Source organism: Tersicoccus solisilvae, assembly GCF_014643255.1.
GTDB classification, from domain to species: Bacteria; Actinomycetota; Actinomycetes; order Actinomycetales; family Micrococcaceae; genus Tersicoccus; species Tersicoccus solisilvae.
Map to the genome: position 1 here is coordinate 400,526 of NZ_BMJI01000001.1, position 20,911 is coordinate 421,436.

22 protein-coding genes are annotated in these 20,911 nt (G+C 73.0%); 12 read left to right on the forward strand and 10 right to left on the reverse strand.

Going from position 1 to position 20,911, the window contains the following annotated elements:
* Nucleotides 1–26: 26 nt before the first annotated feature.
* The 3 genes from IEX22_RS01955 to IEX22_RS01965 are packed head-to-tail and all read left to right on the forward strand — an operon-like array spanning nucleotide 27 to nucleotide 3,072.
* Nucleotides 27–647 carry an ECF transporter S component gene (locus IEX22_RS01955; protein WP_188665527.1) on the forward strand — a complete coding sequence of 207 codons (621 nt, stop codon included), beginning with the start codon at nucleotides 27–29 and terminating at the stop codon, nucleotides 645–647.
* Nucleotides 648–652: 5 nt separating this feature from the next.
* On the forward strand, nucleotides 653–2,251 hold the full coding sequence (locus IEX22_RS01960; RefSeq protein WP_188665539.1) for an ABC transporter ATP-binding protein: 1,599 nt from the start codon (nucleotides 653–655) through the stop codon (nucleotides 2,249–2,251).
* The gene (locus IEX22_RS01965) at nucleotides 2,248–3,072 is read left to right on the forward strand and encodes an energy-coupling factor transporter transmembrane component T family protein (RefSeq protein ID WP_188665542.1); all 825 of its coding nucleotides are present in this window, start codon (nucleotides 2,248–2,250) and stop codon (nucleotides 3,070–3,072) included. The genes IEX22_RS01960 and IEX22_RS01965 overlap by 4 nt, the downstream gene beginning before the upstream one ends.
* A 93-nt stretch (nucleotides 3,073–3,165) precedes the next feature.
* Here the strand turns inward: IEX22_RS01965 and IEX22_RS01970 are convergent, their stop codons facing one another.
* The 5 genes from IEX22_RS01970 to IEX22_RS01990 all read right to left on the reverse strand — a co-directional run bounded on the left by IEX22_RS01970 (nucleotide 3,166) and on the right by IEX22_RS01990 (nucleotide 7,413).
* Nucleotides 3,166–4,047, reverse strand: a complete 882-nt coding sequence (locus tag IEX22_RS01970) for an aminodeoxychorismate lyase (protein ID WP_188665546.1) — start codon at nucleotides 4,045–4,047, stop codon at nucleotides 3,166–3,168.
* A gap of 48 nt (nucleotides 4,048–4,095) precedes the next feature.
* The gene (locus IEX22_RS01975; RefSeq protein WP_188665549.1) at nucleotides 4,096–4,689 is read right to left on the reverse strand and encodes a nucleoside/nucleotide kinase family protein; all 594 of its coding nucleotides are present in this window, start codon (nucleotides 4,687–4,689) and stop codon (nucleotides 4,096–4,098) included.
* The gene (locus tag IEX22_RS01980) at nucleotides 4,686–5,195 is read right to left on the reverse strand and encodes a low molecular weight protein-tyrosine-phosphatase (protein WP_188665553.1); all 510 of its coding nucleotides are present in this window, start codon (nucleotides 5,193–5,195) and stop codon (nucleotides 4,686–4,688) included. The genes IEX22_RS01975 and IEX22_RS01980 overlap by 4 nt, the downstream gene beginning before the upstream one ends.
* A 58-nt stretch (nucleotides 5,196–5,253) precedes the next feature.
* A complete protein-coding gene (locus IEX22_RS01985; protein ID WP_188665556.1) occupies nucleotides 5,254–6,081 on the reverse strand; it encodes a methyltransferase domain-containing protein in 828 nt (275 codons plus the stop codon).
* 81 nt (nucleotides 6,082–6,162) lie between these two features.
* A complete protein-coding gene (locus IEX22_RS01990; protein WP_188665560.1) occupies nucleotides 6,163–7,413 on the reverse strand; it encodes a helix-turn-helix domain-containing protein in 1,251 nt (416 codons plus the stop codon).
* Between the two features lie 181 nt (nucleotides 7,414–7,594).
* Between IEX22_RS01990 and IEX22_RS01995 the strand changes: the two genes are divergently transcribed.
* Nucleotides 7,595–8,017 carry a hypothetical protein gene (locus IEX22_RS01995; RefSeq protein WP_188665562.1) on the forward strand — a complete coding sequence of 141 codons (423 nt, stop codon included), beginning with the start codon at nucleotides 7,595–7,597 and terminating at the stop codon, nucleotides 8,015–8,017.
* Nucleotides 8,018–8,334: 317 nt separating this feature from the next.
* Here IEX22_RS01995 and IEX22_RS02000 read toward each other — a convergent pair whose 3' ends face one another.
* Entirely contained in the window at nucleotides 8,335–8,781 is a 447-nt protein-coding gene (locus IEX22_RS02000; protein WP_229659691.1) for a DUF1810 domain-containing protein, read from the reverse strand.
* A gap of 184 nt (nucleotides 8,782–8,965) precedes the next feature.
* Between IEX22_RS02000 and dnaK the strand changes: the two genes are divergently transcribed.
* The 4 genes from dnaK to IEX22_RS02020 all read left to right on the forward strand — a co-directional run bounded on the left by dnaK (nucleotide 8,966) and on the right by IEX22_RS02020 (nucleotide 13,185).
* Nucleotides 8,966–10,843, forward strand: coding sequence for a molecular chaperone DnaK (gene dnaK / locus IEX22_RS02005; RefSeq protein WP_188665576.1), 1,878 nt, complete (start codon nucleotides 8,966–8,968; stop codon nucleotides 10,841–10,843).
* A gap of 2 nt (nucleotides 10,844–10,845) precedes the next feature.
* Nucleotides 10,846–11,568 carry a nucleotide exchange factor GrpE gene (locus IEX22_RS02010; RefSeq protein ID WP_188665579.1) on the forward strand — a complete coding sequence of 241 codons (723 nt, stop codon included), beginning with the start codon at nucleotides 10,846–10,848 and terminating at the stop codon, nucleotides 11,566–11,568.
* Nucleotides 11,569–11,695: 127 nt separating this feature from the next.
* Nucleotides 11,696–12,697 (forward strand): DnaJ C-terminal domain-containing protein, encoded by a 1,002-nt coding sequence (locus IEX22_RS02015; RefSeq protein ID WP_188665582.1) that lies wholly within the window; start codon nucleotides 11,696–11,698, stop codon nucleotides 12,695–12,697.
* A 56-nt stretch (nucleotides 12,698–12,753) separates the two neighbouring features.
* Nucleotides 12,754–13,185, forward strand: a complete 432-nt coding sequence (locus IEX22_RS02020; RefSeq protein WP_188665585.1) for a heat shock protein transcriptional repressor HspR — start codon at nucleotides 12,754–12,756, stop codon at nucleotides 13,183–13,185.
* A 24-nt stretch (nucleotides 13,186–13,209) separates the two neighbouring features.
* Here the strand turns inward: IEX22_RS02020 and trmB are convergent, their stop codons facing one another.
* On the reverse strand, nucleotides 13,210–13,977 hold the full coding sequence (trmB, locus tag IEX22_RS02025) for a tRNA (guanosine(46)-N7)-methyltransferase TrmB (RefSeq protein ID WP_229659692.1): 768 nt from the start codon (nucleotides 13,975–13,977) through the stop codon (nucleotides 13,210–13,212).
* 353 nt (nucleotides 13,978–14,330) lie between these two features.
* Here trmB and IEX22_RS02030 point away from each other — a divergent pair, with 353 nt between their 5' ends.
* Nucleotides 14,331–15,830, forward strand: coding sequence for a DEAD/DEAH box helicase (locus tag IEX22_RS02030; RefSeq protein ID WP_188665592.1), 1,500 nt, complete (start codon nucleotides 14,331–14,333; stop codon nucleotides 15,828–15,830).
* Between the two features lie 162 nt (nucleotides 15,831–15,992).
* Here the strand turns inward: IEX22_RS02030 and IEX22_RS02035 are convergent, their stop codons facing one another.
* Nucleotides 15,993–17,405 (reverse strand): amino acid permease, encoded by a 1,413-nt coding sequence (locus IEX22_RS02035; protein ID WP_188665594.1) that lies wholly within the window; start codon nucleotides 17,403–17,405, stop codon nucleotides 15,993–15,995.
* A 289-nt stretch (nucleotides 17,406–17,694) separates the two neighbouring features.
* Between IEX22_RS02035 and IEX22_RS02040 the strand changes: the two genes are divergently transcribed.
* The 3 genes from IEX22_RS02040 (at nucleotide 17,695) to IEX22_RS02050 (ending at nucleotide 19,715) form a co-directional block, all read left to right on the forward strand.
* Nucleotides 17,695–18,132: a YccF domain-containing protein gene (locus tag IEX22_RS02040; protein ID WP_188665597.1), complete on the forward strand. Its 438-nt coding sequence runs from the start codon at nucleotides 17,695–17,697 to the stop codon at nucleotides 18,130–18,132.
* Nucleotides 18,133–18,135: 3 nt separating this feature from the next.
* Nucleotides 18,136–19,143, forward strand: coding sequence for an aldo/keto reductase (locus tag IEX22_RS02045; RefSeq protein ID WP_188665599.1), 1,008 nt, complete (start codon nucleotides 18,136–18,138; stop codon nucleotides 19,141–19,143).
* A 71-nt stretch (nucleotides 19,144–19,214) separates the two neighbouring features.
* Nucleotides 19,215–19,715 (forward strand): pyridoxamine 5'-phosphate oxidase family protein, encoded by a 501-nt coding sequence (locus tag IEX22_RS02050; RefSeq protein ID WP_188665602.1) that lies wholly within the window; start codon nucleotides 19,215–19,217, stop codon nucleotides 19,713–19,715.
* Nucleotides 19,716–19,733: 18 nt separating this feature from the next.
* On the opposite strand, the gene IEX22_RS02055 is transcribed toward IEX22_RS02050, so the two are convergent.
* Nucleotides 19,734–20,606, reverse strand: a complete 873-nt coding sequence (locus IEX22_RS02055) for a PhzF family phenazine biosynthesis protein (protein ID WP_188665605.1) — start codon at nucleotides 20,604–20,606, stop codon at nucleotides 19,734–19,736.
* Between the two features lie 11 nt (nucleotides 20,607–20,617).
* Entirely contained in the window at nucleotides 20,618–20,899 is a 282-nt protein-coding gene (locus IEX22_RS15720) for a hypothetical protein (RefSeq protein ID WP_229659693.1), read from the reverse strand.
* Nucleotides 20,900–20,911 lie beyond the last annotated feature (12 nt).

Genomic DNA, 20,911 nt, shown 5'->3' on the forward strand with positions numbered 1-20,911 from the left:
CCCCTCCTGATGCCAGGAGGTTCCTCATGAGCACGTCCCGCGGATTCGCTCCCGCCGCCCCCACCACGGCCCAGCGGGGCTGGCGCGTGGTCGACATCATCGTCGCCTCCGTCGTCGCCGTCGCGTGCGGCGTCGTGTTCTGGGCCTGGAGCCAGGGCTACGCCGCGGTCGCCGTCGCGACCGCCGCCTTTCCCCCGCTCGGCGGCCTGTACGGCGGCGGGTGGCTGATCGCCGGCGTCGTCGGCGGCCTGATCATCCGCAAGCCCGGGGCGGCCCTGTACTGCGAGCTGATCGCCGCGTCCGTCGAGGGGGTGCTCGGCACGCACTTCGGGCTGACCGTCATCCTCTCCGGCCTGATCCAGGGCGCGGGCGCGGAGCTGGTGTTCGCCCTCTTCCGATACCGTCGCTTCGGCCTCGGCGTCGCCCTGCTGGCCGGCCTGGTCACCGGCCTGGCCATGGGCACCAGCGAGAACGTGCTCTACAACGTGGAGTGGGCCGCCGGTTGGCAGGTGCTGTACGCGATCCTGGCCGGCGTCTCGGGCACCGTGATCGCGGGCCTGCTCGGCTGGCTCGCCGTACGGGCGCTGGCCGGCACGGGGGTGCTTCACGGTCTCGCGTCGGGCCGCGCCGCGCGGGAGCGAGCCTGACTCCGGTGCCCGGGTCCGGCGGCCCCCGGGGAGCACGGCCCGCCGCGGTCGAGGCCCGGGGCTGGGGCTGGCGGCACGGGGGTCGGCGTGCCGCCGCCGTCGACGGACTCGACCTGCGGATCGAGCCCGGGGAGCGGGTGCTCCTGCTCGGGCCGTCCGGGGCGGGCAAGTCGACGGTGCTGCACGGGCTGGCGGGCCTGCTCGACCCGCAGGACGCCGACGTGCGCGGGCAGCTGCTGATCGACGGAATCCCGGCGAGCCGGGCGCGCGGGCGGGCCGGGCTGCTCCAGCAGGATCCGGAGGCGCAGATCGTGCTGTCCCGCGTCGGCGACGACGTCGCGTTCGGGCCGGAGAACCTCGCCGTGCCGCGCGAGGCGATCTGGCCCCGCGTCCGGACCGCACTCGATGCCGTCGGCCTCACGCTGCCCCTCGACCACCCCACCGGCGAGCTCTCCGGCGGCCAGCAGCAGCGCCTCGGCCTCGCCGGGCTGCTCGCCATGGCACCCGGTCTGCTGCTGCTGGACGAGCCCACGGCCAACCTCGACCCCGCCGGCGTGCTGCAGGTCCGCGACGCCGTCGCCGCGGCGCTGGACGCCACCGGCGCCACCCTCGTCGTCGTCGAGCACCGGGTCGCCGTGTGGGCGCCGGTCGTGGACCGGGTCGTGGTCCTCGCCCCCGTTGTCGACGGGACGACCAGCGGGGTCACCCACGACGGGCCGATCGAGACCGTGCTCGCGACCCACGGGGCGGAGCTCGCCGCCGCGGGCATCTGGGTGCCCGGGCACGAACCGGTCGTGCCCGCCCGCTCCGACGTGGCGGGCGAGACGCTGCTGACCGCCCGGGACCTCGCGGTCAGCCGGCTCGCCCGGACCTCCCGGCGACGTGATCGGAGTGCCGGCCGGCACCGCGGCCGGGTGGAGGTCGCCGCCGCCGGCATCGACGTCACCCTCGCCGCCGGCCGGGCACTGAGTGTCACCGGGCCGAACGGCGCCGGCAAGTCGACCCTCGCCCTCACGCTCGCCGGGCTGCTCCCGTCCGTGGCGGGGACGGTGGCCGCGACGCCGTCGCTCGCGGGCACGGCGGGACCGGACCCGTACCGTTGGCGCCCCGGCCAGCTGATCGCCCGGATCGGCACGGTGTTCCAGGAACCCGAGCACCAGTTCGTCACCGGGTCGGTGCGTGAGGAGCTGGCCTTCGGCCCGCGCCACGCGGCCGACGCTCGCGCGGTGCCCGGCGGGCCCGCGGCGCTCGACGCGCGGGTGGACGAGCTGCTCGACCGGCTGCGCCTCACGCACCTGGCCGCCGCCAACCCGTTCACCCTCTCCGGCGGCGAGAAGCGCCGGCTCTCGGTCGCCACCGTGCTGGCCGCCGGCCCGCGCGTCGTCGTGCTCGACGAGCCCACCTTCGGGCAGGACGCCCTGACCTGGCGGCACCTGGTCGACCTGCTGTCCGGGCTGCTGGACGAAGGACGGGCCGTCGTCGCCGTCACCCACGACGCGGCGTTCAGCGCCGCGCTCGCGGGCGACCGGCTGGACCTGCCCGGACGGGCCGACTCCCCGGCCGGCGTCGGGGCGTCGGAACCGGCCCCGGTGGAGGCACGATGACGGCGACCGCGGTCCCGCGCACGGGCCCGTCCCGCACGGGCGGACGGGCCGCCCGGGACGGGTCCGTGCTCGCCCGCGCCCATCCGCTGGCCAAGCTCGCCGCGGCCCTCGTCCTGACGGTCGCGCTGCTGGCGACCACCGATCCGGTGTGCGCCGGCGTCGCCCTGGCCGGTGAGCTGGCGGTGGTGCCGTTGGCCGGGCTGCGGCTGCGCACGCTGCTGGTGCGCGGCTGGCCGGTCCTGGTCGCCGCGCTGGTCTCCGGATACGGCACGGCCGTGCTCGCACCGCCGTCGGGCGCCGTGCTGGTCCACGCCGGGCCGTTCGTGCTGACCGCCGGGGGGCTGACGGCGGGCGTCGGGATCGCCCTGCGCGGGCTGGCCCTCGCCGTGCCCGGCATCCTGCTCCTGGCGACCACCGACCCGACGGATCTCGCCGACGCCCTCGCCCAGCGGCTGCGCCTGCCGCACCGGTTCGTCCTCGGAGCGCTGGCGGCGATGCGGCTGGTGGGTCTGCTGGTGGCGGAGTGGTCGACGCTGACGATGGCGCGCCGCGCCCGCGGCGTCGGCACCGGCGCCGGGGTTGCCGGCCGAATCCGTGCCGGGGCCGGTCAGACCGTGGCGCTGCTGGTCCAGGCGATCCGCCGGGCCGGGCGGCTCGCCATCACCATGGAGGCGCGGGGGTTCGGCGCGGGACGGCGCACCTGGGGGCGGCCGTCGGTGTTCCACCGGCGGGACGCGCTCGTGGTCGCCGGCGGGGCGCTGATCGCCGCGGCCGCCGTCACCGCCGCCGTGCTCGCGGGCACCTGGAACCCCATCCTCTGACGCCGCCCCCCCTGATGCCAGGTCGTCAATAGATGTCCCATCCGGGGCTCCGGCACCGGTTTTCGAGCATCTATTGACGAGCTGGCGGATGTGTCAGTGGCGGGTGGCGGTGAGCAGCAGCTCCGTCAACTCCTCCGTCAGCTCGGGGCTGACCGCGATCTCGCAACCGTCCACGCTGCGGATCGGCGCGAGCAGCCGCACGCTGGAGGCCAGCCACACGCCGTCGTTGCCGTGCAGCTCCTCCGGGGTCAGCGGGCCGTAACCGAGCCGCCACCCGGCCGGTTCCGCCGTCGCGAACAGCGCGCCCTGCGTCGTGCCGGCGAGGATGCCGCTGCGCAGCAGCGGGGTGACCAGTTCGCGGACGCCGTCGCGGGTGCGGGCGATCAGCAGCGTGGACGTCGGTCCCTCGAGCACGCGCCCGTCGGAGCTGACGAAGATCGCGTCGTCCGCCCCCTGCCGGTGGGCGTATCGCAGCGCGGCCATGTTGACGGCGTAGGACGTGGTCTTGGACCCGAGCAGCAGCCACGGCGCCGCCTCGGCGGCGTCGCTGGAGTAGCCCCGGTCCAGCAGCAGGACGTCGAGCCCGCGGTGGCGCTGTTCGCGGCTGCTGGCCGGGACCGGCTGCAGGTACACCCAGCACGTCGGCGGCCCGGCCGCGTCGACGCCGCGCGTGCCGACGAGCCGGATCATCGCCTCGGCCTCGCCGTGCACCCGCGCGAACTCCGCCAGCCCCGTCTCGATGGCGGCCTGCCAGCGCTCCCCGGCGGGCAGGTCCAGGTCGAGCGCGTCCGCGGAGGAGGCGAGCCGGTCCAGGTGCGCCTCCAGCTGCAGGGCCCGGCCGTCCACCGCCAGCAGGGTCTCGAACACGCCGTCGCCGCGGACGACGCCCAGGTCGGTGACCAGCAGCTGCGGGACGTCGGGATCGGCGACGCGGCCGGCCGGGGCGTCGGGGGTCAGCAGGACGAGGGCACTCATGTGCCCACAGTAGTGCGGACGTCCCCGGCCCTCCGGGACGCCGATCGCTCAGGGTTCGTCGGTGCCGAGGAGCTCGCGGATCCGCTGCGCGAGCACGGCCGGGTCCGGTTCGCCGGTGACGACCACGTCGGCCGCCGCGGCCACGTCGTCGTGCGCGAGCCATGCCCGTTCCTGCGTCGCCCACCGCGACCAGTGCGGCCGGAACACGGCCCCGTCGCGATCCAGCGCCCGCTGCCGTCGCCGGTCGGCGGGCAGGTCCAGCCACACGAGCGCGTCGAGCGCCGGGCGGGCCGCGGCGTGCCCGGCGCCGACCCCCTCGGCGATGACCAGGCCACCCGGCTCGATCCGACGGATGGCCCCCGGCGCGCCGGCCTCCCAGTCCCAGGCGGTCCACCGCGCGGCCCGGCCCGCCGCGAGCGGCTCCAGCACCTCACGCCGGTAGGCCTCCATGCCGGCCGCGAGGCCGTCCCAGCCCGGGTAGAGGTCCTCGAGGTGGAAGACACGGACGGCGCCGGGGCCGCCCTGCGGCCCGTCGCGACCCGCGGTGCCGAGGGCACGGGCGAGGCCGGCGGCGAGGGTGGTCTTCCCCGCCCCGGAGCGGCCGTCGACGCCGATCACCTGGGTCCGGGGGGCCGTGCTCACCGGTGCGTGGCGCCGGCGTCGCGGTGCTCGCGGATCCAGGCCACGAGAGAGGGCAAGGCCTCGGCGATGAGCCGGTGGGTGTCGACGAAGTCGGCGTCCGTGCCGTACCAGGGGTCGCTGATGCCCGCGTCCTGCGGATCCGTCTCCCCGGTCTCGTCGACGAACTCGCGGAACATCCGGACCTTGTCCGCCGTCCGCGGGTCCGGCGCCTGCTCCCGCAGCGCGTCGTAGTGGTCGACGTCCATCGCCAGGACCAGGTCCAGGTCGGCGAACCAGTCCGGATCGAACTCGCGTGCCCGGTGGTCCGTGGCGTCGATGCCGTCCGCCTCGAGGACGGCACGCGCTCGCGGGTCGACCGGCCTGCCTCGTTCCCACCCCGACGTGCCGGCCGAGCGGACCTCGACGTCGCCGCCGAGTCCCTCCTCGGCGAGGGCACGGGCCAGCATCAGCGCGGCCATGGGGGAGCGGCAGATATTGCCGGTGCAGACGGTCATCACCCGGAACATGACCTCACCGTACCCAGCGGCGCCGGGCGTTCCGCCGTCCGGCGTCGCGTGGACGGGGTCAGCGGCCCGCGCCGGCGTCGAGGGCGAGCACCTCGACGCTCGGCACGAGGAAGACCGCGTCGGCGCTCTCGGCCCACTGCCGCCACCCCTGGGCCAGCCGCTCGAGATACAGATGGGAGGCGAGGCCGCGCCGCACGGCCTGGTCGGCGAACGCGGACCGGGTGATCCGCTCCGACCACAGCTCGGCCCACCACCGGCGTTCGTCCCCCGTGTAGCACCACGTGCTGGCCGTGACGGTCACGTCGGTGAGGCCGGCCTGGTGGAGCCAGCCCGGCAGGCGCCGCCCGGCGTCGGGTTCCCCGCCGTTGAGGCGGGCGACCCGCTGGTAGAGGCTCATCCACTCGTCGAGTTCGGGTACCTGCGGGAACCAGGACATCGCTTGGTAGTCGGCGTCCCGGACGGCGAGCAGGCCGCCGGGACGGAGCACCCGGCGCATGGCGGTCAGGGCGCCCACCGGGTCCGCCAGGTGCTGCAGCACCTGATGGGCGTGCACGACGTCGAAGCCGGCATCGGTGAACGGCAGCGCGTGGACGTCGCCGAGGCGCCAGCGCACGTTCGCCGGGCCGGGACCGGCCGCGGCGACGTCCAGCACGTCGGCGGCGGAGTCGAGGCCGATCACCTCTCCGGGCGCCACCCGCTCGGCCAGATCGCGCGTGATGGTGCCGGGCCCGCACCCGACGTCGAGCACCCGCATACCGGGGACCAGGTGGGGGAGCAGATAGCCCGCCGAGTTCGCCGCGGTGCGCCACCGGTGGGAGCGCAGCACGCTCTCGTGGTGCCCGTGCGTGTAGCGCGGCGGGGCTGCGGCGTCGCGTGGTCCTGACATCGTTGTCATCCCGGATGTTGATTCCTGGTCATGTCCGCGTCGCCCGCCGGTCGCCACGTGGTTTCCCGGCCGGCGCCCGGATCAGGCCGTGGCGGGCGCGGTGAGCGTGACGTACTGCTTGAACGCGTCGGTCGCCCGCTCGTACGCGCCGGCGGCCTCGAAGGAGTGCGCCGCCCGCAGCAGCGCGCGCGAGGACTCCCCGATCCGCCCCATCAACTCGAGGATCCGCGCATGAATCAGCTCGGCCTCGCCGGCGGTCTGCGGGGCGAGGGTGTCGAGCTCGGCCAGCACGGGATTCAGCTGGCCCAGGGCCTCGGCCGGCTTGGACGCCGCCAGCGACCAGCGAGCGCTCACCATCGCCAGTTCGAGCTTGTCGCTGCGGTTGCCGACGACGTCGATGGCGAACTGGGCGCGCTCGAGGTACTCGGTGATCTGCTCGCTCATCGCGCCGTTGGTGATCCTCATGTCGGCGGTGGTCTTGTTCAGACGACCCCACTGCCGCAGGCCCATCGCGGGGGAGAGCAGGTCGATGGCCTGGTTGTGCAACCGGACGCCCTCCTGCGCATCGCCACGCAGGAAGGCCATGTTGCCGACCGTCCAGGCACCGCGGCCGCGCATCTGCGCGGACACGCGGGCCGTGGGCTGCAGGTCGATCTGCCGGGCCACGTCGGCGGCCTCGGCGAGCTGATCGCTCTCCGCGAGCGTCGCGATCAACGAGCACTGGGCCTCGAGCAGCGTCGACGGATTGGCGGACGGGTGATCCCGCAGCAGGTCGACCGCCGCGCGGGCATGATGGACCGCGTCGGGGAGCCGACCCATGCCCTGCTTGGCGGCGGCCGCGATGATCTCCGCCTCGGCGGCGAGGTTGACCGATTCGCGGGCGACGGGGTGGTGCCGCAGGGCCTGCGCCGCCTCCCAGCACGGCTCGTACTTCTCGCTGACCATGAGGCACTCGGCGTACAGCAGGCTGAGCGACCACCATGCCGAGAGGTTGTGCTCGATGTCGGAGCTGGCCAGGGCGCGCGCGGCGAAATCGGCCGCGAGGTCGTAGTCGTAGTTCTTCCAGGCCTGCCGGGCCTCCATCTCGAGCTCGATGGAGGCGATCGAGGTCCCTGTCGTGACCTCCTGGCGGAAGCTGCGTAGTTCGTCGACCGTGACGCCGAGGCGACCCGCCAGCTCGCTCATGATGGCGTCTGTGGGACGTCGTCGTCCGCTCTCCAGCAGGGAGATGTAACTCGCGGTGTAGGCGTCGCCGGCCAGTTCGGCCTGGGTGAGGCCGCGGGCCAGCCGCGCTTCCTTCAGCTTCTTGCTGAAACTGGTGCTGATGGACATTCTGTCATGCTACCAGTCCGATATGACAAATGGTGTCATACGGTACGGTCAAAAATATTTCTACCAAAGTTGTCATATCGGGCGGTTGTACCGTAATCTTGCGTTACGTCGCCCAACGGGCGGCCCCTCGATCACGTCGGGGAACGTTGACCGCGCGGGGCGCGGAAAGGTGTGGGGAACCATGAACGTCAAGTCCCGAGCCGCGAAGGCTCTGCCGGTCGTCCTGGGTGCAGCTCTCGCCCTGCCGCTGGTCGCGCTTGGCGCCACGACGGCGAATGCTGCGGTCACCACGGCTCACAGTGCGTCCGCGATCTCGAGCTCGTCGTCCGTCACCCCGGCGGTGGGCAACTGGCCGGACCGCTTCTTCACCGTCTCCCCGGCCGTGGGCAACTGGCCCGCGACGATCTCCCCGGCCGTGGGCAACTGGCCCGCGACCGTCTCCCCGGCTGTGGGCAACTGGCCCGCGACGATCTCCCCGGCCGTGGGCAACTGGCCCGCGACCGTCTCCCCGGCCGTGGGCAACTGGCCGGACCACTTCTTCACCGTCACCCCCGCGGTCGGCAACTGGCCGGCCGCCCGCACCGCCTCGGCGATCGAGGCCTGACAGATTTCACAGACCGGTTCTTGCGGTCGGTAACTGGCCCGACAGAACCAATGGGGGCTCGCTGCCCCTGATCCGTGGCCGGCGCCTAGCGCCGAGGCTCGGAGCTGGCGACGTGTCGCCCGATGTGCACTCATCGACCCAAACCCGGTGCACGTCGGGACCATCTCGCCGACAGGCTCCGGTCCTGACCAAGTCCATCGCCCCCCCCAATCGGATGGCATGTCATGGATCGTCAGCGAGTCCCGCAGGTGCCCCGAGAGAACGGCTCGGGGCACCTGCCTCGTTAACGGGTCCGATCCGGACTCACCCGGCGGGACTCAGATCCGGGCGAGCGTCGCGGCGTCCGGTTCGCCGTCGAAGCACCGCTGCAGCACGCGGGCGAACACGTCCCGGCCCGGGTCGGCCCGGGCGAACAGCGTCATCGACGAGCGCAGCTTGACCGCGTCGATGCCCCCCAGGATCTCCTCGGCACTGCCCTCGGCCGTTGCGACCGACTCCGCGGCCCGGAGCAGACGCGGCCCGAGCACGGGGTGGCTCAGGTACGCCCGGGCCTCCTCGAGGGAGGAGATGGCGTATCGCTGAGCCATCGGGCTGCGGCCGAGCCCCTCGATCTGCGGGAACACGAACCACATCCAGTGGCTGGTCTTCCGCCCCCGCTCCAACTCCGCCAGCGCCGTCTCCCAGGTGCCGCCGGCCTGGGCGCGGACGAAACGGTCGAGGTCGAACGGGTCGTCGGCGGGCAGTGAGCTGGGTATCTCCGTCACACCGGCAGGCTACGCCGGCCCCGGCAGGGCGGTCACCGGAGGCGGAATGTTCGGGCGCCCGACGAAGTTGAGTCGGGTGAACTCAAGTCGACTTGACATCGTCGAGCGATGTGGCAGGCTTGAGTGCAGAAGGCTCAAGAGCCGCTTCCCGGCGGCCTCTCTTCTCCGTCGAAAGGAACCACCCATGTCCCGTGCAGTAGGCATCGACCTCGGTACCACCAACTCGGTCGTCTCCGTCCTCGAGGGCGGCGAGCCCACCGTCATCGCCAACGCGGAGGGCGCACGCACCACCCCGTCGGTGGTCGCGTTCTCCAAGTCCGGCGAGGTCCTCGTCGGTGAGATCGCCAAGCGCCAGTCGGTCAACAACATCGACCGCACCATCGCGTCGGTGAAGCGCCACATGGGCACCGACTGGACCATCGACATCGATGACAAGAAGTACACGCCGCAGGAGATCTCGGCGCGCATCCTGATGAAGCTGAAGAACGACGCGGAGAGCTACCTGGGCGAGAAGGTCACCGATGCGGTGATCACCGTCCCGGCGTACTTCAACGACGCGGAGCGGCAGGCCACCAAGGAGGCCGGCGAGATCGCGGGGCTGAACGTCTCCCGCATCGTCAACGAGCCCACCGCGGCCGCCCTGGCCTACGGCCTGGACAAGGGCAAGGAGGACGAGCTCATCCTCGTCTTCGACCTCGGTGGCGGCACGTTCGACGTGTCCCTGCTCGAGGTGGGCAAGGACGACGACGGCTTCTCCACCATCCAGGTCCGCGCCACCGCCGGTGACAACCGCCTCGGCGGCGACGACTGGGACCAGCGCGTCGTCGACTTCCTGCTCGAGCGCGCCAAGGCCGGCACCGGCGTCGATCTGTCCAAGGACAAGATCGCCCTGCAGCGCCTCCGTGAGGCCGCCGAGCAGGCCAAGAAGGAACTCTCGAGCGCCACCAGCACCAACGTGTCGCTGCAGTACCTCTCCGTCACCCCCGACGGCCCGGTGCACCTGGACGAGCGGCTCACCCGCGCCAAGTTCCAGGAGCTGACCGCGGACCTGCTGGACCGGACCAAGAAGCCGTTCCACGACGTCATCTCCGAGGCCGGCGTGAAGGTCGGCGACATCGACCACGTCATCCTCGTGGGCGGCTCGACCCGCATGCCCGCCGTCTCCGAGCTCGTCAAGGAGCTCGCCGGGGGCAAGGAGCCCAACAAGGGCGTCAACCCGGACGAGGTCGTCGCCGTCGGCGCCGCCCTGCAGGCCGGTGTCCTCAAGGGCGAGCGCAAGGACGTGCTGCTCATCGACGTCACCCCCCTGAGCCTCGGCATCGAGACCAAGGGCGGCGTGATGACCAAGCTGATCGAGCGCAACACCGCGATTCCGACCAAGCGGAGCGAGACCTTCACGACGGCGGACGACAACCAGCCGTCGGTCTCCATCCAGGTCTTCCAGGGCGAGCGCGAGTTCACCCGGGACAACAAGCCGCTGGGCACCTTCGAGCTGACCGGCATCGCGCCGGCCCCGCGCGGGGTGCCGCAGGTCGAGGTCACCTTCGACATCGACGCCAACGGCATCGTGCACGTGTCCGCGAAGGACAAGGGCACCGGCACCGAGCAGTCGATGACCATCACCGGCGGCACGTCGCTGGCGAAGGACGACATCGACCGGATGGTGCGCGAGGCCGAGGAGCACGCCGCCGAGGACAAGAAGCGCCGTGAGGCCGCGGATGCCCGCAACAACGCCGAGCAGCTGGCCTACTCGACGGACAAGCTGATCAAGGACAACGCCGACAAGCTGCCCGAGGACGTCAAGACCGAGGTCCAGGGGGACGTCGACGCGCTGAAGGCGGCCCTCGAGGGCACCGACGACGACGCGGTCAAGTCCGCGCTGGAGAAGCTGCAGGCGTCGCAGGGCAAGCTGGGCGAGGCGATCTACGCCCAGAGCCAGGCCGGTGGCGCGTCCGCCGGTGCCGAGGGCGCCTCGGCCGACCAGCCCGCGGGCGGCTCCGCCGGCGCCGATGAGGACATCGTCGACGCCGAGGTCATCGACGAGGACGAGGACAAGAAGTAGGCATGGGTGCACAGGAACCCGCCCACGAGGGCGAGAACGCAGAACCCGACCGCAACGGCGAGAACGGCGAGCGCCCGGTCTTCCGGGACAACCGCCGGATCGACCCGGTGACCGGCGAGGTCCGCGGCGACGGCCCGGCCGGGGGCGCCGCAGGCGACCCCGCCGCCGGCGGGGACGCCCCGGCCGGAGGCGACGGCGACGTCGTCGCCGAGGCCGAGGCCATCCTCGACGACGCCCGGACCGCTGACGCCCAGGCCGGCGCGGCGGCCCCCTCGGGCGCTGCCGAGCCCGCCGACGAGCCGGTCGACGACGCCGAACGCCTCGCGGCGGAGCGGCTGGCCGACCTGCAGCGCCTGCAGGCCGAGTTCGTCAACTACCGGCGCCGGGTGGACCGGGACCGGGACGTGGCCCGGACCAACGCGGTCATCTCCGTGCTGACCGCGCTGCTGCCGGTCCTGGACGACCTCGACGCCGCGCGCCAGCACGGTGACCTCACCGAGGGCCCGTTCGCCGCCATCGCCGCGAAGCTCGACGCCGTGCTCACCCAGCAGGGCCTGGAGCGCTACGGGGAGGTCGGCGCCGTCTTCGACCCCGCCATCCACGAGGCGCTGCTGCAGCAGCCCAGTGACGACGTCGACCCCGGTCACGTCAGCCACGTGCTGCGCTCGGGCTACCGTGTGGGAGACCGGGTGCTGCGCGCGGCGCAGGTGGGCGTCGCCTCCTGATCTCCCTCCCGGGGTCCGGCCTCCGGCACCCCTGACGAGACGGACCGCCGTCGCGCGCTGGACCCAGCGGGCGGCGGCGGTCCGCTCGTCATCCCCGTCCCCCCACCCTCCGCAGAATCGAGACGCCATGGCCAGTCAGGACTGGATCGAGAAGGACTTCTATCAGGTCCTCGGTGTCGCCAAGGACGCCACGGACGCCGACATCAAGAAGGCCTACCGCAAGCTCGCGCGGACGTACCACCCGGACCAGAATCCGGGGGACGACGCCGCCGAGCAGCGGTTCAAGGACATCACCGAGGCCAACTCGGTGCTCTCCGACCCCGAGGAGCGCCGCCAGTACGACGCCATCCGGGCGATGGGATCCGGAGCCCGGTTCAGCGCCGGCGGTGGTCCCGGCGCCGGGGCCGGCGCCGGCGGTTTCGAGGACATCTTCGGCGGCCTGTTCAACACCACGGGCGGCCGCACCCGCACCCGGTACACCACCGGCGGTGGCGGCGGCTTCGACGCCTCCGACCTGCCGCCGGAGTTCCGGGACCTGTTCGGTGGCGGCGGCTTCGGCGGTGGTGGCTTCGGCCAGACCCCGCAGAAGGGCGCGGACCGGCAGGCCACCACGACGATCTCCTTCGCCGGCTCCATCCGGGGCACCACCATCGGGCTGCGGGAGGGCGACGGCGACGTGATCGAGGTCCGCGTTCCCGCGGGCGTGCGGGACGGGCAGAAGATCCGCGTCCGCGGCAAGGGGCAGCCGGGAGCGGCCGGGGCCGGCGACCTCATCGTCACCGTGCACGTCAAACCGCACGAGCTGTTCACCCGCGACGGTGACGACATCCGCATCACCGTGCCGATCACCTTCCCGGAGGCCGCGCTCGGCGCGTCGGTGCAGGTGCCCACCACGGACGGTGACACCGTGACCGTCAAGGTGCCCGCCGGTACCCCATCCGGGCGCACGCTGCGGGTGAAGGGCCGCGGCGTGCGCACCGCGAAACGCACAGGGGACCTGCTCGTCAAGGTCGAGGTCGCCGTGCCCCAGAAGCTCAGCGGGGCGGCGCACGACGCGGTCAAGGCCTTCGCCGACGCCACCGGCGATGCCGACGTGCGCCGGGACCTCGCGTCCCGGGCGCGCCTGTGACGACGACGAACGTGTGACCGGGGACGACCCGCGATCACGAGAGAGGAGTCCACACGATGGACATCGATGCCGATGCCCCGATGTTCGTGATCTCGGTCGCCGCCGAGCTGGCCGAGATGCACCCGCAGACGTTGCGCCAGTACGACCGGATGGGGATCGTCACCCCGCAGCGATCCCCGGGCCGGTCGCGGCGCTACTCGCAGCACGACGTCGACGCGCTGCGCACGGTGCAGCGCCTCTCCCAGGAGGGCGTCTCGCTCGAGGGGATCCGCCGCGTGATGCAGCTGGAGAACCAGGTGCGGGCGCTGCAGAGCCGCGTCGCCGAGCTCTCCGCGGAACTCGCCCGGGTGGAGGCCGCGGGCGGCCCCGTCGACGCCGCCCGCGTGTTCGCAGCGGGCATCGCCGGCGACGTCGTCTCGCTCGCCCGCGGTCAGCGCCCTCGTCCGCGCTCCCAGGCCGTGGTGCTCTGGCGCGGCCCGGGCCACTGACGACGGCCACCGACCGACCCGCGGTCAGCGACGCACGTACGTGAGGTCGCGGATGATGCGGCCGGCGGCGATGCCCTTGCGCTCGAAGCCGGTCTCGATGCGGCCGGCGAAGCGCGGCGCGAAGCCGTCGGCGCCGTCGTTGGCCGGCGCGAACGCGGCCACCCCGCCGAGGGTCTCCCGCATCTGCTCCGCGTACTCCTCCCAGTCCGTCGCCAGCCGCCACCGGCCGCCCGGGCGCAGCACGCGCGCGACCAGGTCGGCGAACGACGGCGAGACCAGGCGTCGCTTGTGGTGCCGCTTCTTCGGCCACGGGTCGGGAAAGAACATCCACACCTCGTCCACCGAGCCGGGCCTCAGCAGGGTACCGAACACCTCCGGCGCGTTCGCCTCGATCACCCGGATGTTCGTCGCGCCTGCCCGGTCGGCCTTGCGCATCAGGTCGGAGAGGCCGGGCCGGTACACGTCGAGGGCGATGAAGTCCGTCTCGGGGGCGGCGGCCGCCGCCGCGACCACGGCGTCACCCAGCCCCGCGCCGATCTCCACGATCAGCGGCGCTCGCCGGCCGAAGAGGGCGGCGGCATCGAGCCGGGCCGCCGGATCGACGGACGTCTCCCCGTCCCCCCGGGGCACGTCCATCAGGTAACGGCCGCTCAGGCGTTCCCAGGCGGCGAGCTGCTTGCCCTGCAGCCGGGTGCCGCGCCGCACGAAGGAGAGCACCCCGCGGTGCCGCTCGACAGACGCCGACGGGGTCGCGCCGGCGTCCTGCGGGAAGGGATTCTCGTGCTCCGTCACGGGGATCAAGCGTAGCGGGGAGCCGCGTGACCGCTCCCCGCCCGGTCGGTCGTGTGACCAATCACTCCACGGCCGATCCGTGCGTGGGCCCCTCGACGCCGTAGGATCGAAGGCGTACCGGCACGTCGGACGGCATGTCCGTCCTGGTGTGCCAGCATCGGCCCGCGGTGCGATCGACGTCGTCGATCCCGGGGGCCGCGTGCGGCACCGCCGCACCGGCAAGCGCCGGGCGCGGCCTTCCGCCGGTACGCGTCGCGAATCTGACGACCCGCCGCTCGCGCGGCCCTTCCTTTTCCGGCGCACCCGCCGTGATCCCCCGCGTGCGGGCCCGACCATCGAGAGGTTCCCCCCTCGTGACATCCTTCGCCGATCTCGGCGTGCCCTCCGTTCTCGCGGACGCCCTGACCGCCAGCGGCATCGCCGCGCCCTTCCCCATCCAGGAAGCGACCCTGCCCGACTCGCTCGCCGGCCGCGACGTCCTCGGCCGCGGCCGCACCGGCTCCGGCAAGACGCTGGCCTTCAGCCTCCCGCTCGTCGCCCGCCTGGCCGGCGTCAGCCGCCGTGCCTCGCGCCCCACCGGGCTTGTCCTCGCGCCGACCCGTGAGCTCGCGACGCAGATCAACGCGACCCTGGAGCCGCTGGCCGGCGCCCTCGGCCTGCGCACCACCGTCATCTTCGGCGGGGTCTCCCAGAAGCGCCAGGAGACCGCGCTGCGCGCCGGCGCCGACATCGTCGTCGCCTGCCCCGGCCGGCTCGAGGACCTGCTGCGGCAGAAGGTCCTGACCCTCGCCGACGTGCGGATCACCGTCCTGGACGAGGCCGACCACATGGCCGACCTGGGCTTCCTGCCGGTCGTCCGGCGGCTGCTCGACGCGACCGCCAAGGACGCCCAGCGGCTGCTGTTCTCCGCCACGCTGGACAACGGCGTCGACGTGCTGGTCAAGCGCTACCTGCACGACCCGAAGGTGCACTCGGTGGACGAGTCGGCCGCGGCCGTGACCACGATGGAGCACCGCGTGTTCCTCACGGACACGGACGCGAAGAAGGACCTGGTCACCATGCTCGCCTCCGGCACCGGCCGGCGGGTCATGTTCATGCGCACCAAGCATCACGCCAAGAAGATGGCCAAGCAGCTCACCTCCGCCGGCATCCCCGCGGTGGACCTGCACGGCAACCTGTCCCAGAACGCCCGCGACCGGAACCTGGCCCAGTTCTCCTCGGGTGAGGTGCGCGTGCTGGTCGCGACCGACGTCGCCGCCCGCGGCGTGCACGTCGACGACGTCGAACTGGTCGTCCACATCGACCCGCCCACGGAGCACAAGGCCTACCTGCACCGCTCCGGCCGCACCGCCCGCGCCGGTTCGGACGGCACCGTCGTCACCGTCGTGCTGCCCGAGCAGCGCCAGGACGTGCGCAAACTGCTGCGCGCCGCCGGCGTCGACGCCCCCCTCGAGACCGTGACCCCGGACTCCGCCGCGGTCGCCGAGGTCGTCGGCACGATCGCTCCGCGCGTCGCTCCGGCCCCGGTGAGCGCCTCGGGCAACCGCCCGGGTGCGTCCCGGAAGCCGGCGACGGCGCCGTCGGCACGCTCCGGTGGCGACGGCGGCGGCCGTTCCCGTGGCGGTCGTGGCCGTGGTCGCGGTGGTCAGGGCGAGTCCGCGTCGGCCCCGCGCTCGACGGCGTCGTCACGCGGTGGCGCGCGCCGCGGCGGTTCCGGCGCTCGTGCCGGCGCCCCGGCGAACTCGCGCCCGGCCGCCACCGTCGCGTACAGCACGTCGACCGGCTCCCCGGCCGGTCGTCGTCGCGGGTCGCGCCGCGCCGACGCGCCGAACACCGCCCGTCGCCAGGGCTGACCGGCCCGCACCCCTGCGCTGACTCCGGCACCCCTGCGCTGACTCCGGCGCCCCTGCGCCAGCTCGTCAATAGATGTTCCATCCACCCCCATCGGGGGCCCGGATGCGACAACTATTGACGAGCTGGCGCTCGTGCGTGCGGGGGTTCGGGTGGCGGGTTCCTCAGCCCACCGCGCCGCTCCGGAGCCGCGGGCTGTCCGGGTTCATCACCGAGTGGCGGCGCGAGTACAGGAAGTAGATCAGCAGGCCGACGACGAGCCAGACGGCGAACCGCACGTAGGTCTCGACGTTCTGGATCGAGACGATCAGCCACAGCGAGAACAGCACACCGACGGCGGGGGTGACCGGCATCAGCGGAGTGCGGAACTCGCGGGGCAGGTCGGGCCGCCGGTAGCGCAGCACGATCACCGCCACGCACACGACGACGAACGCGGACAGGATGCCGATGTTGGTCAGGCCCGCGGCCTCCTCGATCGGCAGCACCCCGGCGATGATGGCGGCGCCGATGCCGGCCAGCCAGGTCACCCGCACCGGCACGCGCCGCTTCGCATCGGTCTTCGCGAACCACTCCGGCAGCAGGCCGTCGCGGCTCATCGAGAACCACACCCGGGTGACGCCCAGGGTGAACGTGATCATGACCGTCAGGATCGAGACGATCGCGCCGACCGCGATGATGTTCGCCACCACCGGCATGCCGACGGCGTTGAACGCGGACGAGAACCCGGACTCGGGGTCGATCTCGGTGTACTTCTGCATCCCGGTCAGCACGAGCGTCGCCAGGACGTACAGCACCATCGCGATCGCCAGCGAGTAGAGGATCGCCTTGGGCATGTGCTTGGTCGAGTCCTTCGACTCCTCCGCGGCCGTGCTCATCGCGTCGTACCCGAACACCGCGAAGAACACCGTCGCCGCGCCCGCCATCACACCGGAGAACCCGAACGGGAAGTACGGGGAGTAGTTCGCGGTGTTGAGGTGGAAGACGCCGAGCACCACGATCAGCACGACCAGGGCGACCTTGATCCCGACGAAGACCATCTCGGCGCGCGCGGCGCTGCCGATGCCCCGGGTGAGGATGAAGGCGGTGAGCAGGCAGAGCAGCATCGCGAACAGGTCGACGACGTGCCCGTCCCCGGTGCCGGGCGCGCCGAGCATCCAGGCGGGCAGGTCGATGCCGACCTGCCCGAGCAGGAACCCGAAGTAGCCGGAGATGCCGATCGCGACGACGGCGACGATGGCGATGTACTCCAGCAGCAGGTCCCAGCCGATGAACCAGCCCACGATCTCCCCGAGGGCCGCGTACCCGTACGTGTAGGCGGAACCGGCCTTCGGGACCATGCCCGCGAACTCGGCGTAGGAGAACGCGGCGGCCGCGCTGGCGACGCCGGCGATGAGGAAGGACAGCAGCACGGCCGGGCCCGCCTTGCCGTTCGCGACCGCCCCGGCCAGGGAGAAGATGCCGGCACCGATGATGCCGCCGACGCCGATCGCGGTCAGTTGCCACAGACCCAGCGTGCGTTTGAGGGAGTGCTCCTCCACCTCGGGCTCGATCTCGCCGATCGGCTTGCGGCGGAACATCGAGTACGGGTTGCCCGCCCGCGCGGTCCGTCCCGCTGTCCCTCCGGGGGGCGGGGACCCCGGGGATGCCGATGATGCTGCCGGTCCTGACGGTGCCATCGTGACCTCCTGCGTCTGCGTGCTGCGTGCTGCGTGCGCGGAAGCGGGCCCGGGGCGACCGTCCGAGGGCGCCGTCGCCGGGTCCGGTGGAGGCGATGCTACCCGCGATCACCGTCGCGGCGTGCGGCAACGGGGCCGATTCCGTGCCCGGCGGTGGCGGCGGGAGGCGGTCGCGGGACAGAATCGGACCATGAGGACCCTGCTGAATCTGATCTGGCTCGTCCTGGGTGGGCTGTGGCTGGCCGCCGCTTACGCCCTCGCGGGGGTGATCTGCTGCCTGTTGATCGTCACCATCCCGTTCGGCATCGCCTCCTTCCGGATCGCTGCGTACGCGCTGTGGCCGTTCGGGCGCACGATCGTGGACCGCGGCGGCAGCCCCGGCGTGTTCGCGACGTTGGGCAACGTGATCTGGTTCGTGGTCGCCGGGATCTGGATCGCCGTCGGGCACGTCCTGACGGCCTTCGCGCAGGCGGTCACCATCATCGGCATCCCGCTGGCGATCGCGAACCTCAAGATGGTGCCGGTGTCGTTGATGCCGCTGGGCAAGCAGATCGTGCCGACCACGCGCACGCTGACCACCGTGAGCGGCCGGCCGGCGGTCGGCGCCTTCGGCTACGAGGCTCGCTGACCCATGGAGACCGTCACCCTCGGGACCGGCAGCACGGGTCCGCTCACGGTCAGCGCGCTGGGTTTCGGCGGCATGGCGCTCACGCCCGCCTACGGCGGCCTGCCCGCCGGCGACGCGCTCGCCGTCCTGCATGCCGCCGTCGACGACGGCATCACGTTCCTCGACACCGCCAACGTCTACGGCGACGGGACGAACGAGGAGCTGATGGGCCGGCTGCTCGCGGACCGACGGGACGAGGTGGTCGTCGCCACGAAGTTCGGCATCGTGCACGGGGCCGACGGAACCCGGCACGCCCGCGGCGACGCCGACTACGTGCGCCGCTGCGCCGAGGAGAGCCTGCGCCGGCTCGGTACCGACGTCATCGACCTCTACTACCTGCACCGCCGCGACCTCTCCGTGCCGCTTAGCGAGACGGTGGGCGCGATGGCCTCCCTCGTCGAGGCCGGGACGGTGCGCCACCTCGGCCTGTGCGAGGTGACCGCCGAGGAGCTGCGCGAAGCGCACCTCGTCCATCCGATCACCGCCGTGCAGAGCGAATGGTCGGTGTTCAGCCGGGACGTCGAACGGGCCGTCGTGCCCGCGTGCGCCGACCTCGGGATCGGCGTCGTGCCGTTCTCCCCGCTCGGCCGCGGCTTCCTGGCCGGAGCCGTCCGCTCCGCCGCGGACCTCGGCCCCGACGACGCGCGGCACGACTTCCCCCGGTTCGACCCCGCCAACCTCGAGGCCAACCTGGCGCTGCTCGCCGAGATCGAGGCGGCCGCGCACGAGACCGGCATCACGCTGGCCGAGATGTCCCTGGCCTGGTTGTACGCCAAGGGTGAGGATGCGGGGGTGACCGTGGTGCCCATCCCCGGCTCCCGGCACCCCGAGCGCAACCGGCAGAACGCCGCCGCCGTCGAGATCAGCCTGTCGGCCGAGCAGGTCGCCGAGCTGGACAGCGCCGCGGACCGGGTGGCCGGTGGCCGCTCCCGCGACCGGACCTGGGTCTCGGAGGGCCGGGAGGACGGCTGACCCTTGCTTCGAGAACCGAGGTATCTAGGCTGGAGAACGTCGGACCCGACCACGATCGTCAGGAGCGTGACATGAGCCAGCCCAGCAGCACCAGCCCGTCCGAGGACACCGTCAAGATCGTCGACCTGATGCGCAAGGACCGCACCGTCATGGTCGGCACCGTGCTCACCGACGGCTCGATCCAGAGCCGGCCGATGTCCGTGCAGACGGTCGAGGACGACGGCACCCTGTGGTTCTTCGCCCACGACGACGGCCCGCTCGCCGCCCAGCTGACGTCCCACCCCCAGGTGAACGTCGCCTTCGCCGGGTCGGACCACTGGGTGTCGCTCTCCGGGACCGCCCGGCTCGAGCACGACCGCGCCAGGATCGACGAGCTGTGGGACTCGACCACCGACGCGTTCTTCCCTGACGGGAAGGAGACACCGGGGCTGACCCTGATCGAGGTGTCACCCGACTCGGCCGAGTACTGGGACCAGCCCGGCGGCGGCGTCGGCGCCCTGTTCACCTTCGTCAAGGCGAAGGTCACGGGCGGCACCTACGACGGCGGGGAGACCGGCAGCGTCGACCTCTAACCCTCCAGGACCCCAGCCCTACAGGATCACCGTGCCGCGGATGCACGTGACCGCATCGCCGCCGACCCAGACGTCGTCGCCGTCGGCGGTCACGTGCACCCGGCCGGCGCGGCCGAGCACCGTGCCCTGAGCGGCGACGTAGGAGCGCGGCAGGACGCCGTCGGCGATCAGCCACTGGGCGAGCGAGGCGTTCAGGCTGCCCGTGACCGGATCCTCGGCGATGCCCGCGCCCAACGCGAACGCCCGCACCTCGACCCGGGTCGGCGTGCCCTCGGGCTCGAGACCGGCGACGCCGATCTTCAGATCCGCCAGTGCCGCTCCGTCCGGCCGGAGCCCCCGCACGGTCGCGGCGTCGCGGAGCAGGACGCCGAGCCACCCCGGCCCGTTGTCGACCCACCGGGCCGCGACCACCTCGCCGGCGTCGATCCGCAGGCCGGCGATCACCCGTTCCAGCGTCGACGGGTCCACCGGTCCCGAGCGCAGAGTGGGCGGGGCCGCGAACGCGAGCCGGCCGGCGTCGCGCCGGACGCGGATCAGGCCCGCCGCGCACTCCTGCACGACGTCCCCGCCGGCGGCCGCGGACGGGCCTGCCCCCGAGGCGAGCCACGCGTGCGCGCTGCCCAGGGTCGGGTGGCCGGCGAAGGGCAGTTCCTCGCCCGGGGTGAAGATCCGGAGCCGGTAGTCGGCGCCCGGTTCGGTGGGTGGGAGCACGAACGTCGTCTCCGACAGGTTCGTCCACGCGGCGAAGCGGCGCATCGCCGCCTCGTCCAGCCCGTCCCCGTCGAGCACGACGGCCACCGGGTTGCCGCGGTAGGGTTCCGCGGTGAACACGTCCACCTGGGCGAACGCGCGTTCTCGCGGAGCGGGCCGGGTGGGGGAGGAGTCGCTCATGGCACCCGACTCTAGGTCACCGGCGCAGTGCCGTGATCGAATCGCCGCCACCGTCGCGGCGCCGGGACCGCCGCGAGCGCGTACCCTGTGGCTGGCGGCACAGCCGGCCGTCGAAGGGGGTGGATCGCGATGACGCGATCGAACAGTGCGGGATCGAACAGAGCGGGATCGAACAGTGCCGGATCGAGCAGCGCGCGGCGATGGATCCGCGGCGGCGTCAGCGCGATCACGGCGAGCGCGATCGTCCTGCTCGGGTTCACCCCGCCGGCGGCGGCCAGCGAGATCCCGAGCACGGGCAGCCTGGT

What these genes read in the sequence shown, in the direction of transcription:
- IEX22_RS01955 (WP_188665527.1), top strand. Translation starts at nt 27, where the DNA reads ATGAGCACGTCCCGCGGATTCGCTCCCGCCGCCCCCACCACGGCCCAG.
- IEX22_RS01965 (WP_188665542.1), top strand. Translation starts at nt 2,248, where the DNA reads ATGACGGCGACCGCGGTCCCGCGCACGGGCCCGTCCCGCACGGGCGGA.
- IEX22_RS01970 (WP_188665546.1), bottom strand. Translation starts at nt 4,047, where the DNA reads ATGAGTGCCCTCGTCCTGCTGACCCCCGACGCCCCGGCCGGCCGCGTC.
- IEX22_RS01980 (WP_188665553.1), bottom strand. Translation starts at nt 5,195, where the DNA reads ATGTTCCGGGTGATGACCGTCTGCACCGGCAATATCTGCCGCTCCCCC.
- IEX22_RS01985 (WP_188665556.1), bottom strand. Translation starts at nt 6,081, where the DNA reads ATGTCAGGACCACGCGACGCCGCAGCCCCGCCGCGCTACACGCACGGG.
- IEX22_RS01990 (WP_188665560.1), bottom strand. Translation starts at nt 7,413, where the DNA reads ATGTCCATCAGCACCAGTTTCAGCAAGAAGCTGAAGGAAGCGCGGCTG.
- IEX22_RS01995 (WP_188665562.1), top strand. Translation starts at nt 7,595, where the DNA reads ATGAACGTCAAGTCCCGAGCCGCGAAGGCTCTGCCGGTCGTCCTGGGT.
- dnaK (WP_188665576.1), top strand. Translation starts at nt 8,966, where the DNA reads ATGTCCCGTGCAGTAGGCATCGACCTCGGTACCACCAACTCGGTCGTC.
- IEX22_RS02010 (WP_188665579.1), top strand. Translation starts at nt 10,846, where the DNA reads ATGGGTGCACAGGAACCCGCCCACGAGGGCGAGAACGCAGAACCCGAC.
- IEX22_RS02015 (WP_188665582.1), top strand. Translation starts at nt 11,696, where the DNA reads ATGGCCAGTCAGGACTGGATCGAGAAGGACTTCTATCAGGTCCTCGGT.
- IEX22_RS02020 (WP_188665585.1), top strand. Translation starts at nt 12,754, where the DNA reads ATGGACATCGATGCCGATGCCCCGATGTTCGTGATCTCGGTCGCCGCC.
- IEX22_RS02035 (WP_188665594.1), bottom strand. Translation starts at nt 17,405, where the DNA reads ATGTTCCGCCGCAAGCCGATCGGCGAGATCGAGCCCGAGGTGGAGGAG.
- IEX22_RS02040 (WP_188665597.1), top strand. Translation starts at nt 17,695, where the DNA reads ATGAGGACCCTGCTGAATCTGATCTGGCTCGTCCTGGGTGGGCTGTGG.
- IEX22_RS02045 (WP_188665599.1), top strand. Translation starts at nt 18,136, where the DNA reads ATGGAGACCGTCACCCTCGGGACCGGCAGCACGGGTCCGCTCACGGTC.
- IEX22_RS02050 (WP_188665602.1), top strand. Translation starts at nt 19,215, where the DNA reads ATGAGCCAGCCCAGCAGCACCAGCCCGTCCGAGGACACCGTCAAGATC.
- IEX22_RS02055 (WP_188665605.1), bottom strand. Translation starts at nt 20,606, where the DNA reads ATGAGCGACTCCTCCCCCACCCGGCCCGCTCCGCGAGAACGCGCGTTC.